The 15,482-nt window shown below is 65.1% G+C and carries 17 protein-coding genes; 5 read left to right on the plus strand and 12 right to left on the minus strand.

From position 1 onward, the window contains the following. Positions 1 to 132: 132 nt before the first annotated feature. A complete protein-coding gene (locus ON22_RS23220; RefSeq protein ID WP_156052408.1) occupies positions 133 to 1,224 on the minus strand; it encodes a hypothetical protein in 1,092 nt (363 codons plus the stop codon). Between the two features lie 503 nt (positions 1,225 to 1,727). Further along, a complete protein-coding gene (locus ON22_RS38120) occupies positions 1,728 to 2,129 on the minus strand; it encodes an integrase core domain-containing protein (protein WP_081595785.1) in 402 nt (133 codons plus the stop codon). A gap of 151 nt (positions 2,130 to 2,280) precedes the next feature. Between ON22_RS38120 and ON22_RS23225 the strand changes: the two genes are divergently transcribed. Then, positions 2,281 to 2,943: a nitroreductase gene (locus ON22_RS23225; protein WP_033246939.1), complete on the plus strand. Its 663-nt coding sequence runs from the start codon at positions 2,281 to 2,283 to the stop codon at positions 2,941 to 2,943. 176 nt (positions 2,944 to 3,119) lie between these two features. On the opposite strand, the gene ON22_RS23230 is transcribed toward ON22_RS23225, so the two are convergent. The 8 genes from ON22_RS23230 to ON22_RS23265 all read right to left on the minus strand — a co-directional run bounded on the left by ON22_RS23230 (position 3,120) and on the right by ON22_RS23265 (position 10,617). Continuing rightward, positions 3,120 to 3,620, minus strand: coding sequence for an LppP/LprE family lipoprotein (locus ON22_RS23230; protein ID WP_157170433.1), 501 nt, complete (start codon positions 3,618 to 3,620; stop codon positions 3,120 to 3,122). A gap of 184 nt (positions 3,621 to 3,804) precedes the next feature. After that, on the minus strand, positions 3,805 to 4,995 hold the full coding sequence (tuf, locus tag ON22_RS23235; RefSeq protein WP_033246941.1) for an elongation factor Tu: 1,191 nt from the start codon (positions 4,993 to 4,995) through the stop codon (positions 3,805 to 3,807). Positions 4,996 to 5,131: 136 nt separating this feature from the next. Continuing rightward, positions 5,132 to 7,234, minus strand: coding sequence for an elongation factor G (gene fusA, locus ON22_RS23240; protein ID WP_033246942.1), 2,103 nt, complete (start codon positions 7,232 to 7,234; stop codon positions 5,132 to 5,134). 123 nt (positions 7,235 to 7,357) lie between these two features. After that, positions 7,358 to 7,828, minus strand: coding sequence for a 30S ribosomal protein S7 (gene rpsG, locus ON22_RS23245; RefSeq protein WP_033246943.1), 471 nt, complete (start codon positions 7,826 to 7,828; stop codon positions 7,358 to 7,360). A gap of 1 nt (position 7,829) precedes the next feature. Beyond that, positions 7,830 to 8,204, minus strand: coding sequence for a 30S ribosomal protein S12 (rpsL, locus tag ON22_RS23250; RefSeq protein ID WP_014353064.1), 375 nt, complete (start codon positions 8,202 to 8,204; stop codon positions 7,830 to 7,832). A 262-nt stretch (positions 8,205 to 8,466) separates the two neighbouring features. Beyond that, the gene (locus ON22_RS23255) at positions 8,467 to 9,027 is read right to left on the minus strand and encodes a DUF3558 domain-containing protein (protein WP_033246944.1); all 561 of its coding nucleotides are present in this window, start codon (positions 9,025 to 9,027) and stop codon (positions 8,467 to 8,469) included. 4 nt (positions 9,028 to 9,031) lie between these two features. Continuing rightward, a complete protein-coding gene (locus ON22_RS23260; RefSeq protein ID WP_033247035.1) occupies positions 9,032 to 9,562 on the minus strand; it encodes a DUF3558 domain-containing protein in 531 nt (176 codons plus the stop codon). An 80-nt stretch (positions 9,563 to 9,642) separates the two neighbouring features. Further along, entirely contained in the window at positions 9,643 to 10,617 is a 975-nt protein-coding gene (locus ON22_RS23265) for an NADPH:quinone oxidoreductase family protein (RefSeq protein ID WP_033246945.1), read from the minus strand. 317 nt (positions 10,618 to 10,934) lie between these two features. On the opposite strand from ON22_RS23265, the gene ON22_RS23270 reads away from it, so the two are divergent. After that, on the plus strand, positions 10,935 to 11,702 hold the full coding sequence (locus tag ON22_RS23270) for an acyl-[acyl-carrier-protein] thioesterase (RefSeq protein ID WP_033246946.1): 768 nt from the start codon (positions 10,935 to 10,937) through the stop codon (positions 11,700 to 11,702). A gap of 429 nt (positions 11,703 to 12,131) precedes the next feature. Here the strand turns inward: ON22_RS23270 and ON22_RS23275 are convergent, their stop codons facing one another. Beyond that, positions 12,132 to 13,808, minus strand: a complete 1,677-nt coding sequence (locus ON22_RS23275; RefSeq protein WP_033246947.1) for a 4Fe-4S binding protein — start codon at positions 13,806 to 13,808, stop codon at positions 12,132 to 12,134. 174 nt (positions 13,809 to 13,982) lie between these two features. Between ON22_RS23275 and ON22_RS23280 the strand changes: the two genes are divergently transcribed. Beyond that, the gene (locus ON22_RS23280) at positions 13,983 to 14,474 is read left to right on the plus strand and encodes a SixA phosphatase family protein (protein ID WP_033246948.1); all 492 of its coding nucleotides are present in this window, start codon (positions 13,983 to 13,985) and stop codon (positions 14,472 to 14,474) included. 14 nt (positions 14,475 to 14,488) lie between these two features. Here ON22_RS23280 and ON22_RS23285 read toward each other — a convergent pair whose 3' ends face one another. Further along, on the minus strand, positions 14,489 to 14,689 hold the full coding sequence (locus ON22_RS23285; RefSeq protein WP_033246949.1) for a hypothetical protein: 201 nt from the start codon (positions 14,687 to 14,689) through the stop codon (positions 14,489 to 14,491). Positions 14,690 to 14,853: 164 nt separating this feature from the next. Between ON22_RS23285 and ON22_RS23290 the strand changes: the two genes are divergently transcribed. Both ON22_RS23290 and ON22_RS23295 read left to right on the plus strand, forming a co-directional pair. After that, entirely contained in the window at positions 14,854 to 15,162 is a 309-nt protein-coding gene (locus tag ON22_RS23290; RefSeq protein ID WP_033246950.1) for a GNAT family N-acetyltransferase, read from the plus strand. Further along, positions 15,155 to 15,482 (plus strand): pirin family protein (locus ON22_RS23295; RefSeq protein ID WP_174375622.1); only part of this gene is annotated, 328 nt, incomplete at its 3' end. The genes ON22_RS23290 and ON22_RS23295, both read left to right, overlap by 8 nt.

Raw genomic sequence — 15,482 nt, forward strand, 5'->3', positions numbered from 1 at the left:
AGTTGCCGCGTTCGGCGCCGGTTACGTCCGGACACGAACGGTTCCTACGACATCGCCTTCTACGTGGCCGCGGGCCTCTGTGTAGTGGCTGCGCTGATGTGCGTGGACAAGTATCCGCTCGGCGATCAAGGATCAGCTGAGCCACGCCTTCAGAACGCCGCAGACCTTCCAGTCGCCGTCTTCTTCGAGGAGGTCGTAGTCGAGGGATTTGATGAGCGTCGAGGTTCCCTTCACCATCAGTTCGACGGTGAAGGTCCCTTGCTCGCTGCCTGCGGGCACATCGAGGTTCGTGATCGTCCTTGTCGCATAGGCGGAATCCGGCAGTTCGACCTGTCCGGACCCCGACTTTTCGGCCAACTCGAGGGTCGCGACATCCGCCGCGCAGATCAAGCCCTTGTCGGTACCGTCCCGGTCCACGAACTGCTGTGCAACAGCACGTGCGGCGCCCGGATCGCTACCGCCGGTACTGTCGCCGCCGGAGTCATTGTTCCCGGGTTTCTCGGAATCACCGTTGTCCGGCGCTCCGGGAACATTGTTGCCCGGAGCCTCGGAATCACTGTCGCCGGGCTCCGACGCCTCCAGGATTCCGCAGACCTTCCAGTCGCCGTCCTCCACGACGAGGTCGTACTCCACGGTCCGGCTGTGGCTCTGCGTCCCGATTGTCACGTCGGTCTTGACCGTAAAGGTCCCATGGTCACTCCCCTCGGGCACGTCGACACCGACCAGCTCGCTCGTGGCGGCCGAATCGTCCGGCATCGTCACGGGCGCGGTGGGCTGGGGCGCCGACTTCCCGGCGTCCTCGATCTTCGCCAGATCCGCGGCGCAGATGATTTCCTCGTTCTCACCTTCACCGTCCACGAACTGCTGTGCAACGGTGCGCGGATCCCCGGTCCCGCCGCCGGACACCAGGAAATATCCGCCGACACCGAGGCCGGCCACCAGTACGAGCACCACGAGCGTCACCATGACCACGGTCCCGCGGCTCTTGCCGGGCTGCGGTGGGTACGGCCCGCCGGGCGGTGGTATGTATTGTCCGCCGGGTTGCGGCGGGTACGCCGGCGGCCCGTACCCCGGCGGCACACCCTGCGACGGATACTGCTGTGGGCCAGGGGCATACGACTGCTGCCCCTGCCCTTGCCACCCGGCGGGCGGTTGCTCTCCGAACGGTTGCGGTGGATATCCACCGGGCTGATCGCCGGCACCCGGATATTGCGGGTTCGTCATCTATCTCGTCCTGCCTTTTCGACTCCAGGCCACCTGTACTGGAGCCCCTCCGGCCCCCGGGGGCGACTGTTCGGTCCGCGGTGCAACGGCGCATCCGGTTGTCCGGCATCTCACTGGCCGGTAACAGGTTGTGCTGCCTGGCGGGTGCCGATCCGAATCGGACCCGACCCGCTCTCAGCGAATCTGCCGACTCGGGCAACCGCGGAAACCGGCAGCGGCCATTGCGCAGATCGTGTCATCTGTCTACGCCCCAGCTCCGTTCGACGTTGCGCAACCGAGCGTTCGACCGCACTCGTCACCTGACCTGCCACGATAGCCAGCAGGCGTCGACGAATTCGAACTCGGGTCTCATATTTGACATCCCCTTGACAGTCCGGCCTCTCGGATTCGACAGTGCCGGCACCCGCACCCGCACCCGCACACGCACACGACAGAGGTCACCTGGCGGTACCGACAGGCCGCCTGATCGCCGGCGATCCGACCGGACTCGAATTCCCAGCGGATTACCCGGCTTTCACAGTGGCTGTGCCCGTCCGATCATCGGCAGGGATGAGAGAGTGTGCCCGGCGGTTGTGAGTCGGTAATCGCGTAGCAGGACTCGGCTGACCGCTTCCTGGTGGCCGATCCCGGCGTGGGGCCAGGCGTGGGTTGTAGTAGGTCAGGAAGTCGCCCAGCGCGGCCTGGCGGGCCTGCCCGGAGTCGTTTTCGCGCCCGTAGGCCCATTCGCGGGCCAGAGTGGCGTTGAACCGCTCCACCTTCCCGTTCGTCCGAGATGTGTAGGGGCGGGTCCATTTGTGCGCGATCCCGGTGCGTTCGAGAGCGTGAACCCAGCGTCGGGAGGGATTTCGCGTTCGGGGTGCGCGGTCGGGCGGTTGGTGCCCGGCTTGGCTGCCGATGAGATTGATCGGCGGCGTGCTGGAGGCCGGGGTTCATGGCGACACCCTCTTCTGACCACGCTCGACGCGCTCTCCCGGTGTGGTCCGACTGTGCAAGCAATCTCGGTGTTCGAGGGATGGATCGCATTGGTACCAGAGAAGACCCCAATACGATCGTGGCGTGGATGTGTATGAGGCAGTATCGAGTAGGCAATCTATTCGTACGTTCACCGACCGACCCGTGCCGCGCGACGTGCTGAACAGGGTACTGACAGCGGCTGCCCGCACACCGTCGGGCGGCAATCTGCAGCCGTGGCATATCTATGTTCTGACCGGGGATCGGCTGATGGAGTTGAAGAAGCGCATCGCCGAACGAGTTGCTACCGGTGACAGCGGCGACGAGCCGGAGTTCGCCTTCTACCCGCTGAACATGGCCTCGCCCTATCGGGAACGCCTCGCGGCTATGGGCTCTCGTCGATACGGCGCACTCGGTATCGCCCACGACGACACCGAATCCCGCACTCGGGTCCGAGCCGAGAACTGGAACTGTTTCGGAGCCTCTACCGCGCTGTTCTGCTATCTGGACCGAGACATGCCCGCGCCGCAATGGGCAGACGCGGGTATGTACCTACAGACTGCGATGCTGTTGCTGCGGTCAGAAGGACTACACAGCTGCACACAAATCGCATGGGCGGAATATCACCGCACGGTCGGAGAGGTGATCTCACCGCCGGCGGAACAGATGCTGTTCTGCGGTATGTCCATAGGCTTCGCCCACCCCGCCGCCACTCACCCCTACCTGCCCCGGGCCCCGCTGTCCGAGACCGTGACCTTCCTCGAATGAACCACCCTGCCCGACGTTCCACCGCATGGGCAGAATGAATGTAATCCCGGACATACGGGTGTCGGGGATCGAACAAGGGTCCGGAAAACAGCGAACCGTGCCGCTTGTAGGCAACGCCGCTCTCAGCGATTCAGCGAATCACTTGATGATCTTCGCAACCGGACCGACGCCGATTGTCAGCCGGTCACCTCTGGCGGAATCGGGTCTATCGGCCCCGGCGGTGACTGCGGGAAGAGCTGGTAGCGCACGTCGGCCCGGCCGGTGGGATTCGCGTTGGGGTCGCCGGGGTTCGGCCACCGGAATGTGATGGTGATCTGCCCGGGTGCGTCGCTGCCGGCAACGTTGACGAATGCCTCGGGGTCCTCGGTCGCTGTGCTCCCGTACTTGAAGTGGTCGAAGAGCAGGATATGTGTGGGGGAACTCCCGGTCGCGCCATCCGGGTCGACCTGCACCCAGTTCAGTGCGCAGTCGACGGACGAACCACTTCCCGTCACTTTCCACGGCACATCCGGGAAAGCTTGCGGTAGCCGGCTGACGGCGTCGTCAACTCGGTCGGCGGGAACCGCGGGGCACGATTCGGGTGTGGCGGGGATTTCTGGAGTAGCACCGGCGGCGCCGGCACCGGCAGCCGTGGCGGCGAAGGCGAGTGACAGGACAGCGGCAGCTTTACGTATCAAACCGAGTTCCTTCGTTCGACATCGGACACCCATAACATCGGCTGAGAAGTTCGAGCGTTATCAGACCGGCCGGCGCCTGGAAAGCGTCGGCTTGCGGTCGGTGCTCCTACCTGCATCATTGCGTGAAACGAAAAACGGCGCCGCTCCCTTTTCGGAGCGACGCCGTTCCCAGCGATTCAGCGAATCACTTCAGGATCTTCGTAACCCGACCGGCGCCGACAGTACGGCCACCTTCACGGATCGCGAAACGCAGACCCTCGTCCATGGCGACCGGCTGGATCAGCACAACCGACATCTCGGTGTTGTCGCCGGGCATAACCATTTCGGTGCCCTCGGGCAGGGTCACAACGCCCGTCACGTCCGTGGTACGGAAGTAGAACTGCGGACGGTAGTTGTTGAAGAACGGGGTGTGGCGGCCGCCCTCGTCCTTGGACAGGATGTAGGCCTGACCCTCGAACTCGGTGTGCGGGGTGGTGGTGCCCGGCTTGACCACGACCTGGCCACGCTCGACATCTTCACGCTTGATACCGCGGATCAGCAGACCGGCGTTGTCACCGGCCTCGGCGCTGTCCAGCATCTTGCGGAACATTTCGATACCGGTGATGGTGGTCTTGGTCTTCTCCGGCTTGATGCCGACGATCTCGACCTCGGCGTTGAGGTTGATCGTGCCGCGCTCGACACGACCGGTGACCACGGTGCCACGACCGGTGATGGTGAAGACGTCCTCGATCGGCATCAGGAACGGGAGATCGGTTTCACGCACCGGATCCGGGATGGAGTCGTCGACGGCCTGCATCAGCTCGACGATGGACTCGCTCCACTTCTCGTCGCCCTCCAGCGCCTTCAGGCCGGAGACACGCACGACGGGGGCTTCCTCGTCGAACTCCTGCGAAGCCAGCAGTTCGCGGACCTCCATCTCGACGAGTTCGAGGATTTCCTCGTCGTCGACCATGTCCGACTTGTTCAGCGCGACCAGGATGTAGGGCACGCCGACCTGACGGGCGAGCAGCACGTGCTCACGGGTCTGCGGCATCGGGCCGTCGGTGGCGGCGACCACGAGGATGGCGCCGTCCATCTGGGCTGCACCGGTGATCATGTTCTTGATGTAGTCGGCGTGGCCGGGGGCGTCGACGTGCGCGTAGTGACGCTTCTCGGTCTGGTACTCGACGTGGGAGATATTGATCGTGATACCACGAGCCTTCTCCTCCGGAGCCTTGTCGATCATGTCGAAAGCAAAGCTCTCGTTCAGCTCCGGGTACTTGTCCGCCAGCACCTTGGTGATCGCTGCGGTCAGCGTGGTCTTGCCGTGGTCGACGTGACCGATGGTGCCGATGTTGACGTGCGGCTTTGTCCGCTCGAACTTCGCCTTCGCCACTGTGTGGTCCTCCTGGACTTGTTGGTGCTTGCAGTTGCAGCAGTGCGGGGGTCATCCCCACGTACGCGGGGAACTAACGGTTGTACAAACTCCCGGGAGATCCGGGGCGGGCGAGCTACCCGCCCCGGAGGGGCACTTACTCGCCGGTCGCCTTGGCGATGATCTCCTTCGACACGTTGGCCGGAACCTCCGCGTACGAATCGAACACCATGGAGTAATTCGCCCGGCCCTGGGTCTTCGACCGCAGGTCACCGATGTAGCCGAACATCTCCGAGAGCGGAACCAGCGCCTTGACGACACGGGCACCACTGCGTTCCTCCATGGCCTGGATCTGGCCACGGCGGGAGTTCAGGTCGCCGATCACATCGCCCATGTAATCCTCGGGCGTGGTGACCTCGACCGCCATCAGCGGTTCGAGGATCACCGGACCGGCCTTGCGGGCCGCTTCCTTGAGGGCCTGCGAGCCGGCGATCTTGAACGCCATCTCCGAGGAGTCGACGTCGTGGTATGCACCGTCGAGCAGGGTCACCTTCAGGTTGACCAGCGGGTAACCGGCGAGCACACCGTACTGCATGGCGTCCTGCGCACCCGCGTCGACCGAAGGGATGTATTCCCTCGGCACGCGGCCGCCGGTGACCTTGTTCTCGAATTCGTAGTGCGCACCGTCCTCGCCGACGAACGGCTCCAGGGCGATGATCACCTTCGCGAACTGACCCGAGCCACCCGTCTGCTTCTTATGGGTGAATTCGAGCTTCTCGACCTTCTTGGTGATGGTCTCGCGGTAGGCGACCTGCGGCTTGCCGACGTTCGCCTCGACCTTGAATTCGCGCTTCATCCGGTCGACGAGGATGTCGAGGTGCAGCTCGCCCATACCGCCGATGACGGTCTGGCCGGTCTCGTCGTCCAGTTTCACCGTGAAGGTGGGGTCCTCTTCGGCGAGCTTCTGGATCGCGGTGCCCAGCTTCTCCTGGTCGGACTTGGTCTTGGGCTCGATGGAGACCTCGATGACCGGGTCCGGGAAGGTCATGGACTCCAGGACGATCTGGTTGTTCGGATCGCAGAGGGTGTCACCGGTGGTGGTGTCCTTCAGGCCGATGACCGCGTAGATATGGCCGGTGCTGACCGAGGGAACCGGGTTCTCCTTGTTGGAGTGCATCTGGAACAGCTTGCCCAGACGTTCCTTCTTGCCCTTGGTCGCGTTGATGACCTGGGCGCCGGAGTCGACCTTGCCCGAGTAGACACGGATGTAGGTCAGCTTGCCGAAGAACGGGTGCACGGCGATCTTGAACGCCAGCGCGGCGAACGGCTCGTCGGCACTCGGCTTACGGGTGAGGACCTCGTCCTCTTTGTTGGGGGCGTGCCCCTGTACCGACTCGACGTCCAGCGGCGAGGGCAGGTAGTCGATCACGGCGTCGAGCATGGGCTGCACGCCCTTGTTCTTGAACGCCGAACCGCACAGCACCGGGTAGAGCTCGGAGTTGACGGTCATCTTGCGGATGGCGCCCTTGATCTCGTCGATCGTGAGCTCTTCACCGCCGAAGAACTTCTCCAGCAGCTCCTCGTCGGACTCGGCGACGGTCTCCAGCAGTTCCTGCCGGTACTGTTCCGCCTTCTCGACCAGATCGGCCGGGATGTCCTGGAGTTCGTACTTCTCGCCCAGTTTGGTTTCGCCGGTCCAGACCTTGGCCTTCATCTCGACCAGGTCGACGACACCCTCGAAGGTGTCCTCCGCACCGATCGGCAGCTGGATGACCAGCGGCTTGGCGCCGAGGCGATCCTTGATGGTCTGCACGGTGAAGTAGAAATCCGCGCCGAGCTTGTCCATCTTGTTGACGAAACAGATCCGCGGCACGTCGTACTTGTCGGCCTGACGCCACACCTGCTCGGACTGCGGTTCCACGCCCTCTTTGCCGTCGAAGACGGCGACGGCGCCATCGAGCACGCGCAGGCTGCGCTCCACCTCGACGGTGAAGTCGACGTGCCCGGGGGTGTCGATGATGTTGATCTGGTTCTGGTTCCAGAAGCAGGTCACCGCCGCGGAGGTGATGGTGATACCACGCTCCTGCTCCTGCTCCATCCAGTCGGTGGTCGACGCCCCGTCATGGGTTTCACCGAGTTTGTAGTTCACGCCGGTGTAGAAGAGGATGCGTTCGGTCGTAGTGGTTTTACCCGCATCGATGTGGGCCATGATGCCGATGTTGCGGACCTTGTTCAGGTCGGTCAGCACGTCCTGTGCCACGGAATTCTTCCCCGCTCGTAGCTAGTTGGGATTCTCGCCGACGACCTTCCGGTCGCCATATCTGTCAAAGCGGAAGCGGTGCTTCCGTAAGCCTCCCGACCCGAGCGATGGGCCGGACAGACATCACCAGCGGTAGTGCGCGAAGGCCCGGTTGGACTCGGCCATCTTGTGGGTGTCCTCCCGGCGCTTCACCGAGGCACCGAGACCGTTGCTGGCATCGAGCAGTTCGTTGGCCAGACGCTCGACCATGGTCTTCTCCCGGCGGGCCCGCGAGTAGTTCACCAGCCAGCGCAGGGCCAGGGTGTTGGAGCGGCCGGGGCGGACCTCGACCGGCACCTGGTAGGTGGCGCCACCGACACGGCGCGGCTTGACCTCGAGCGCCGGCTTGACGTTGTCCAGCGCACGTTTGAGGGTGACAACCGGATCGGTGCCCGTCTTCTCACGCGCCTGTTCCATCGCGCCGTAGACGATGCGCTCGGCCGTGGACTTCTTGCCGTCGAGCAGGATCTTGTTCACCAGTTGCGTCACCAGTGGCGACCCGTAGACCGGATCATTGATCAGCGGACGCTTGGGAGCGGGGCCCTTGCGTGGCATATCAGCTCTTCTCCTTCTTGGCGCCATAACGGCTGCGGGCCTGCTTGCGGTTCTTCACGCCCTGGGTATCGAGCGAACCGCGAATGATCTTGTAACGCACACCGGGGAGGTCCTTCACACGACCACCGCGAACGAGCACCATCGAGTGCTCCTGCAGGTTGTGGCCTTCGCCGGGGATGTAGGCCGTGACCTCGACCGCGCTGGTCAGGCGAACACGCGCGACCTTGCGGAGCGCGGAGTTCGGCTTCTTCGGGGTGGTGGTGTACACGCGGGTGCACACGCCACGACGCTGCGGGCTCCCCTTGAGGGCCGCGGTCTTGGTCTTGGCGACCTTGTCGCGGCGACCCTTGCGGACCAGCTGGTTGATGGTTGGCATAGACCGGCTTTCCTTTAATCGGTTCTGGCGGTGTCAGGTCTGTTCATCGAGCTTTCACCCGCACGTCCAACCACGTTTCTCGCGTCCCGAGGTCGGGCGTGTCGCGCGCAGTTCAGGGCCCGAATTACAGGCACGCTGGAATCGTCAGCCGCTCTCGCTGGCCTACGTCTGCGCTCGAACTTGCCCGTATCCTTCCGGGCACAGCCGTCCACTGTACTCGGACGCAGATGACACGGTCAAAACAGGGTGGGAACTCTACCCCTCATCGGGCGATGTTGAGGGTGAGTTCGAGGAGCTTCTTCGCGGCGGCGCAGGGGTCGCCGGTGGCGCCCGGCGACGAATTCACCCACCAGCCGATAACTCCCGAATCGGCCGCGCTGGCCGTCATACCGCAGGCGCCGGGATCGTCCGGTCGGCGTATCTCCAGGGCGATCGTGCCCTGCACCGTGGTCTTCGTACTGGTGTAGCCGAGTTTGTCGTTGGTCTCCTGCTCGTTGCGCAACGAACCGTTCTCGTACCAGTTCAGCGTGAGCATCCCGGAGCCGCCGCCGATATCCCACATACACACCGCGCCGAAGAACGAATCCCGGATGTAGGTGTTGCCGCCGAGCGCATCGATGATCTGCTGGTCGGTGACCACATCGCATTCGCGGAGCAGTTTGTCGATCTGTGCGGTGTCGACGGTTTCGCCACCGCCGACCGGTAGGGCCGTACCGTCCACCGTGCTACCGCAGCCGGCGCCGAAGACGGCTGCCACCAGTATCGCCGCCGACGCGGCCAGCGTGCGGATCCGGCCGCGGCCGGCTCGTTCGCGCAACGTCATCGTCTCACTCCAGCCGCTCGATGGTCAGTTCGGCGAGCGCGCGGCTGCGATCACACGGATTACCGCCGATATCGGAATAGCTGCCCAGTGCGGTCGACCATTCGAAGAAATCGTCATCGAGCTGCACTGCCAGATCGCAGATACGGCTGTCCGGGGCCAGCGCCGCGAAACCGGGTCGCCCGCCCACGGTGATCGGTTCCGGTGGCCGGCCGTGCGTGGTGACCCAGGCCTTCTCTCGCTCCAGCGGACTGCCCCGATAGGAAGCGAACGTTATCGACGCACCACTCAATCCACCGGACTGCCAGTTACAGCCGACCGCGTTCTTGTACGACTGCGTGATCTGGCCGAGCCCCCCGATATCGCGCACCTCGTCGTCGGTGACGTGTCCGCATTCCCCCACGAACGGGCCCAGTGCGGCCACCTTGGGAGCGGGCCCCCGCGGACCGTCGGCTTCTTCGGAGCCGGCGTCGGAACCGCACCCCGTCAGAGCAAACGCCGCGGTTAACCCGAGGACTATCGCCGACCTGATCCGCATGGTGTGAACAATACCGACGAAACCGCGGGCCCGGCGGCGGCGCAGGTCGCCCGTGGAACCTGCACCGCCGCCCAACCGGCTCAGCGCAGGGTGACTACGACCTTGCCAGTGGCAGCACGGTTTTCCAGCGAACCAACGGCCTCCGCGGCCCGCTCCAGCGGGAACAGCACCGGTTGCGGGGGTGCGATCTTGCCGGTCTCGAACAGCGGCCCGACCTCGGCCCACTGCTCGGTCAGGTAGCCGGGATGCGACAGCATCCATTCGCCCCAGCCGGCGCCGACGACCTCGACGTTCTTGAGCAGCAGGCGATTCACTTTGACCGTGGGGATATCACCGCCGGTGAAGCCCACCACCAGCAGCCGGCCGCCGCGCGCCAGCGAGCGGATGCTGTCGGTGAAGCGGTCGCCGCCCACCGGATCGAGGACGATATCGACACCGCGGTTGCCGGTGAGTTCTTTGACGCGATCGAGCCAGCCGTCGGTGAGCACCACATCGGTGGCGCCCTGGGCGCGTGCGATTTCGGCTTTCGCCTCGGTGCTGACCACCGCGATCACCCGGCCGGCGCCGAGCGCGGCCGCCATCCGCAGCGTCGAGGTGCCGATCCCGCCGGCCGCGCCGTGCACGAGCACCGTTTCACCTTCGGCCAGCCGGCCGCGGTTACGCAGGCAGAAGTGCACGGTCATATCGTTGAAGAGGATTCCGGCGCCCTCTTCGAAGGAGATGTTGTCCGGCAGCTTGAAAACCATTTCGGCGGCGGTGCTGGTCACCTCGGCCATGGCGTTTCCGAGCATGGTCAGGGCGCAGACACGGTCGCCCGGTTTCACATGTGCGCCTTCCGGGGCTTCCCGCACCACACCCGCGACCTCACCGCCGACGACGAACGGCATCTCGGGCTTCATCTGATACAGCCCGCGGGTCATCAACACGTCCGGGAACGCGACCCCTGCCGCGTGCACATCGATGACAACGCCGCCGGGCAGCGGTTCCGGTTCGGGGATGTCGACGATCTCGATGGCTTCGGGTCCGTCGAGTTTGCTGACCTGAGCTGCGCGCATATGCCGACCTCTTTCGTTCGTTCACCTAGCGCCATGAGACGCACATGATGATATGTACCAATCCACCGATCAACCCCAAACTATCGGTCACACCAGCGGGAAGTCCATAGCGGTGGTTCGGTGCCCGTCTCGGATCTGGACTGACGGAGCGGGGGAGCGCAGCGGAGGAGCGGAGGAGCGGAGGAGGGAAGATTCGAGACCCATCAGGGCACCGAACCAGCGACGCCGGAGGCGGCGCCATGTATTCAGCACCGTAAAGTCTTGGCTCAGGAACCAGCAGAAGTACCGCGGCGCGACCCGCCGCGCGAGGAGCGCAAGTGTCACTCGATCAGCCACTCGCCCCGCTTCCCCAGGAGGGTATGGGGTTCGTTTCGTCGTGGCCGGTGCGAGCCGGTGACGTGGACCCGTACAACCGCGTGCGCCTCGACGGTATCGCCCGCTACCTCCAGGACATCGCCTGGGAACATCTCCAGCAGTCCATCCTGGAGCAGACCGACCCCAATTGGATAATCCGGCGCACCGTGATCGATGTGATCCGGCCGGTCCGGTGGCCCGATACCGTGCATCTGCTGCGCTGGTGTTCGAGTATGTCCACCCGCTGGTCGAATATGCGGGTGCGGATAACCAGCGACCGGGGCGGCCTGATCGAGACCGAGGGTTTCTGGATCAAGATCAATGAGGCCAACAATATGCCGGCCCGGATCAGTGATGCGGGCCTGGCATACCTGGCGCAGACCACCAATGAACAGCGGCTGCGCTGGCGGCCCTGGCTCACCGAGCCCGCTCCCCCGGAATCCGATACCGATCTGCCGTTTCCGCTGCGCGCCACCGATATCGACCAGTACAACCACGTGAACAACGCCTGCTATTGGCAGGCGGTGGAGCAGTATCTCGTCGACTACCCCAAACTGGCCAGCGGCCCGCACCGGGCCGTCATCGAATATGTCGCCCCGGTGCTGGCGCGCCAGCACATCGGCGTCCGCAGCCGTTACGAACCCGGCGACCGGCACGCCCGTCCCACCTTGCGCCTGTGGTTCGTAGTCGACGGGATAACTACCACCATCGTCCGCATAGCGCCGCTGTAATTTCGGCGCCGACTCCGTCGGCGCGGGGTTTCGGCCCCCCTTGGTCAAAACCTCACAGGGCCTCGCTGAACTCGGCAGCACCGCTGGTTACGTCGGGGCTCGGAGGTGGATCTTCGACCGTGGCCTCAGCGCGGACGTAGCCGCACCTTACGAATTTCCACTGCCACGGTGCCGGGCACAGCCGAAGCTCACCGAACCGATGAACGGCCCGCATATCTGTGCGATCGCGGAGCCGCATCCAGCCGGGCGCCGCGAGCGGCGAAGACAGGTCGCGCCGCGGACTCCCGGTACGGCAAGTACCCGGGAGTCCGCGGCATCCGGCGCCGACAAGCGCGCCGATTCGACCCGATACCGGCGCACGGCGGGGTGCTCGATCCGTTTACCCGCCGAAAGCCAACACTCAGGTTTCGCTGACGCCGGGCGGACCGGTCACTCGCTCCCTTTGGCGGCCTGGAGCAGGTCGGTGTGGGTGGTGAACTTGACCCGCGGGCGGCCCGCTTCCTTCCCGGCACCGCGTTCGGCCTGATCGATGGCCTTCCAGCCGGCGCGGTCCACCAGATCCGGCTGGCGTTGCTGAACCAGGGCGCGCAGGGCGTCCCGGTCGCCGGTGGGCGCGGCCAGTCTGCCGGACATGAAGTCCGCGATGAGGGCTTCGACGGTTTCCTCGGAGTCGATGCGGTTCGAGCCGATGACACCGCGGGGGCCGCGCTTGATCCAGCCGCTGACGTACACGCCGGTCAGCGGGGTGCCGTCGGGACCGGTCACCCGGCCGTGCTCGTTGGGTACCACGGCACGTTTCTCGTCGAACGGCAGGTCCGGTACCGGTTCACCGCGGTAGCCGATCGAGCGCAGCACCAGGGAGGCGTCGTAGCTGCCGGTGCGGTCGGTGGCGCGGGCGTTGAGCACACCGTCCACGTCGACCAGCTCGTTGTGCGCGTACTCGAGCCCTTCCACCTTGCCGGTGCCGAGCACCTCGGTGGGCGAGGCCAGGTATTTGAACACGATCCGCTTGTTGCCCTCGGTGGGCGGTTTCGCGGCGTATTCCTCGGCCAGCGTGTACTTCAGCCGCAGCGACGGCTCGACCTCGGGATCGTCGAGTACCGCCTGCGAGGCGGGGTCGAGTTTCAGATCGGCCGGATCGATGACCACGTCGACGCCGGACAGGTGCGTGAGCGCCAGGAATTCCGGTGAGGTGTAGGCGGCCTGCAACGGTCCGCGCCGGCCCAGCACCACCACTTCGCGGATATTGCTGTTACGCAGCGCGGCGAGGGCGTGGTCGGCGATATCGGTTTTGGCGAGTTCGTCGGGGTGCACGGTGAGCACGCGCGCCACATCGAGCGCGACATTGCCGTTTCCGACGATGATCGCCCGTTCCCCGGACAGGTCGAAGGTGCGATCGGCATAGTCGGGGTGGCCGTTGTACCAGGCCACGAATTCGGTGGCCGAATGGCTGCCGGGCAGCTCCTCACCCGGGACGCCCATCCGCCGATCGGACGAGGCACCGACCGCGTAGAGAACTGCGTGGTGGTGCGCCAGCAGCTCCTCGTGACTGATGTGCTCGCCGACCTCGACGTTCAGGTAGTACTGCAGGGTGTCGCGGCGGAACGCCGATTCGAACATGCCGGCCACCGTTTTGGTACCGGGATGGTCCGGAGCCACTCCGGCACGAACCAGCCCCCACGGCGTGGGCAGGCGGTCGAACATCTCCACCTGGACATCGCAGCGGCGGAGCAGTTCGTCGGCGGCATAGGCTGCCGCCGGCCCGGCACCGACGATCGCGACCCGCAGCGTCCCGAGTTCCTTGGGCGGACGCACGGGGGTGGCGATCGGATCCAGATTGGATTCCAGGGGGTGCCGCTCGAACCAGGCGGCATTGATATCGCGGTAGCGGGCCAGCGACGCGGTGAGATCGTCTTCGGAGAAGATGGCCTCCACCGGGCACGCGTCGACACAGGCGCCGCAGTCGATGCAGGTGTCGGGGTCGATGTAGAGCATTTCGGTCGTGGCGAATTCCGGCTGGTCCGGAGTCGGGCGGATGCAGTCGACCGGGCACTCGGAAACGCAGCTGGCATCGTTACAACAACGCTGCGTGATTACGTAGGCCATATTTGTGCAGATCCTCGAGACTTATGTGCGGGCTGGTGCCTTCCGGGTCACGGTGGGCAGGGCGAGACAATCGGTGTGGACCAGGGTCACCGGCCCACCTCCATTGTGACGCCGCTTTCAGTTTGCCTCGAGTGTGTTGTCCATCTCCGCACGGAGGGTGCTTACGGTGGTCACATGACCCGGACTCTGATCTTGATGCGGCACGGGAAGTCGGCGTACCCGCCCGGAATCGACGACCACGAACGCCCACTGGCACCGCGTGGCAGGCGCGAAGCCGCACTGGCCGGGGACTGGCTGCGTGCCACCCAGCCTCCCATTTCGGCGGTCCGCTGCTCCACCGCGACCCGCACCCGGGAGACCCTCGCCGCCACCGCGATCACCGCACCGGTGGAATTCGATGCCGGGATCTACGAGGCAGCGGCCGATCGGCTGATCGAACTCGTCCAGCTGACCGATCCGGCCCTGTCGACATTACTCGTCATCGGGCACTCACCGGGTATGCCGTGGACTGCATGGGACCTGGCGTCCGATCACGATACCGACGACGCACTGCGGATCGGTCGCAAGTTTCCCACCTCGGCCCTGGCCGTACTGCATTTCGATCTACCGTGGGATCGGATAGGCCCGGGCACCGGCGATCTGGCGACCTTCCATATCCCGCGCTGAGCGAACGCTGCCGCTCAGCGCAGGAGTTTGCCGCCGAAGACCGCGCCGACGCCCAGCAGCACCAGCAGCAGGAACGCCGCCCAACCGCCGAGCAGCCACCAGACCAGCCCGAACACCACCACGACCGGTGCCACCGCAATAACGGTGATCACCGGACTTTCCTTGACCGTGGCCCAGGCCGAACGCGCCCGGACCCGGTCGATTTCCTTAGCCATAATCCCAGGTTACGTGCCCGGAACCGGATGCGCTGGCAGCCGCGGAATCCGGTTCCGTCCGGCTCGTTCCACAGCCAGGGCAGGCTGAGTACGCTGGCGCTCGGGGTCCGGCGGCGGCCGCGCCGCCGGGAGCCGGTAGTCGCAGACCGAGAGGAAGTGCGGAGATGACCGGAACAACCGAGGAGAGCACGGTCGTCCGCAACGCGGACAAAGACCGCTACGAGGTGTTCTACGGCGGCGGTCTCGCCGGATTCGCCGAGTACACCGAACGCGGCACGGAAACCGTTTTCACCCATACCGAGGTCGATTCGGCATACGAGGGCAAGGGGCTCGGCAGCAAACTCGCCGCGTTCGCGGTCCGTGACACCGTCGACCGCGGGCACAGCATCCGACCCGAATGCCCGTTCATCCGAAGCTATCTGGAGCGCCATCCCGACTACGCCGCGCATGTGGTCGGCGTCGACGGTGAGTGATCTCGACCCGCATCCCGCCGAAACGCTGTGCGTACCGGTAGCCGGGCCGGGGCCGGTGACAGAGCTCTATCCGGCCCGGGAAGTGCCACTGGGCGGGGTACGCGGCACATACGTCGAGCGCACCCTCCCGCAGCGGGATCTGCCGACCGTCGGGGCGTGGTGCTTCCTCGACTACTTCGGTGCACCGACGGTGACCACCACGGATCTGCCACCCGATATCGACCCGCATCCGCATATCGGCCTGCAGACGGTCACCTGGCCACTGGAGGGCCGGATCCGGCATCGCGATTCGGTGCATTCGGATGTGCTGATCGAACCGG

The sequence above is a fragment of the Nocardia carnea NBRC 14403 genome (genome assembly GCF_000308515.1).
GTDB classification, from domain to species: Bacteria; Actinomycetota; Actinomycetes; order Mycobacteriales; family Mycobacteriaceae; genus Nocardia; species Nocardia carnea.